Source organism: Pseudomonadota bacterium, from assembly GCA_010028905.1.
Classification (GTDB): Bacteria; Vulcanimicrobiota; Xenobia; order RGZZ01; family RGZZ01; genus RGZZ01.
Genome location: RGZZ01000796.1, coordinates 1 through 1,440 on the forward strand (window position 1 = coordinate 1; position 1,440 = coordinate 1,440).

The 1,440-nt window shown below is 68.5% G+C and carries 3 protein-coding genes; 1 reads left to right on the forward strand and 2 read right to left on the reverse strand.

Annotation, left to right across the window (positions count from 1 at the left end; genetic code table 11):
- On the reverse strand, positions 1 to 387 hold a 387-nt coding region (purE, locus tag EB084_25370), incomplete at its 3' end, for a 5-(carboxyamino)imidazole ribonucleotide mutase (protein ID NDD31595.1).
- Positions 388 to 529: 142 nt separating this feature from the next.
- Between purE and EB084_25375 the strand changes: the two genes are divergently transcribed.
- The gene (locus EB084_25375; protein ID NDD31596.1) at positions 530 to 1,132 is read left to right on the forward strand and encodes a thymidine kinase; all 603 of its coding nucleotides are present in this window, start codon (positions 530 to 532) and stop codon (positions 1,130 to 1,132) included.
- Between the two features lie 31 nt (positions 1,133 to 1,163).
- Here the strand turns inward: EB084_25375 and EB084_25380 are convergent, their stop codons facing one another.
- Positions 1,164 to 1,382 carry a hypothetical protein gene (locus tag EB084_25380; GenBank protein NDD31597.1) on the reverse strand — a complete coding sequence of 73 codons (219 nt, stop codon included), beginning with the start codon at positions 1,380 to 1,382 and terminating at the stop codon, positions 1,164 to 1,166.
- Between the last annotated feature and the right edge of the window lie 58 nt (positions 1,383 to 1,440).

A 1,440-nucleotide genomic window follows, 5' to 3' on the forward strand; every position in this document is an offset into this window, starting at 1 on the left:
GGTGGCGAGGAGGGCCGCGTTCACCGCGCCCGCGCGCCCCACGGCGAGTGTTCCGACGGGGATGCCGGCCGGCATCTGCACGATGGACATCAGGGAGTCGACGCCGTTGAGCGCTTTCGATTCGACAGGCACGCCCAGCACCGGCAGCACGGTCTTGGCCGCGGTCATGCCCGGCAGGTGGGCCGCGCCGCCCGCGCCGGCGATGATGATCTCGAGCCCTCTGTCTTCTGCCGTTGATGCATACTCGAACAGCAGGTCGGGCGTGCGATGGGCCGACACCACCCGGACCTCGTGGGGTACGCCGAGCTGCTCGAGCGTGGCTGCCGCGTGCGCCATGGTGGTCCAGTCGGAGCGTGAGCCCATGATGATGCCGACGAGGGGGTGCACAGGCGTCCTTTCGCTGCGTGCGCGCAGGGAGCCGACCCTTCCCGGTCGAACCCTCGGGCGCGCCGAGATGGGGCTCGATTCGGCCGTGAGCCGCGCTCTCCCTCTCTCGCACCGAACGCACCTCAACCAAGGAGCGCCTGCCATGGCCAAGCTGTACTTCCGATATGGAGCCATGGGCTCCGCCAAGACGCTGAACCTGCTCGCGGTTCGTCACAACTACGAGCGACAGGGCAAGCAGGTGGTGCTCTGCAAGCCCGCCCTCGATCGGCGCTTCGGAGACGAGTCGGTCACCTCGCGCGCGGGCATCACGTATCCGGCAGACATCTTGATCGACGCGGAGACGCAGCTCGACTTCACGCGCTTCGAGGGGGTCTCGTGCGTGCTCGTCGATGAGGCACAGTTCCTGGTGGGGGGGCTCATCGAGCAGCTGCGCGAGCTCACGCGACGTCTCGACATCCCCGTGATCTGCTACGGCCTGCGCACCGATTTCCAGACCCGTCTGTTCGAGGGCTCGCGTCGCCTCATGGAGCTGGCCGACAACATCGAAGAGGTGAAGACCACCTGTCAGTTCTGCAATCGCAAAGCCGTCTTCAACCTGCGCCACGACGCAGAGGGGCGGGCCATCGTCGAGGGGCCCAAGGTGCTGCTGGGGGGCGACGAGCAGTACTCACCCGTCTGCTACCCGTGCTACAACACCCGTGTCGAGGCCGCTCGCGCCGCGCTGGCCGCGGTCGCCGCCCCGTAGCAGTCGCGTTCGAAGCGCGCGTTGCGCGGAATCAGTAGCCGGCGGGCTTTGCGTTTGCGCCCGGCAGTGGCTGACCGTAGCCGGGCAGGCCTTGCGTTCCATCGGTGGGGGTGTCGAGCGCGGCAGGCACACCCATGTGGAGCTTCTGTCCGCCACCCGCGGGTGCAGCCGGCGCGGCGGGACCTCCCGGGTTGCTGCCCGCCCCGGGACCGTGCTCTGGCTGATTGCCCTTCTTGATCGTGCCGACCATCGTGGGGGGAGAGATGCGCGAGGGAACGTTCGGAGACGCGCTCCGGGCGGCGCTTGGG

Coding starts and splice junctions, on each gene's coding strand:
- EB084_25375 (NDD31596.1), top strand. CDS start 530: ATGGCCAAGCTGTACTTCCGATATGGAGCCATGGGCTCCGCCAAGACG.
- EB084_25380 (NDD31597.1), bottom strand. CDS start 1,382: ATGGTCGGCACGATCAAGAAGGGCAATCAGCCAGAGCACGGTCCCGGG.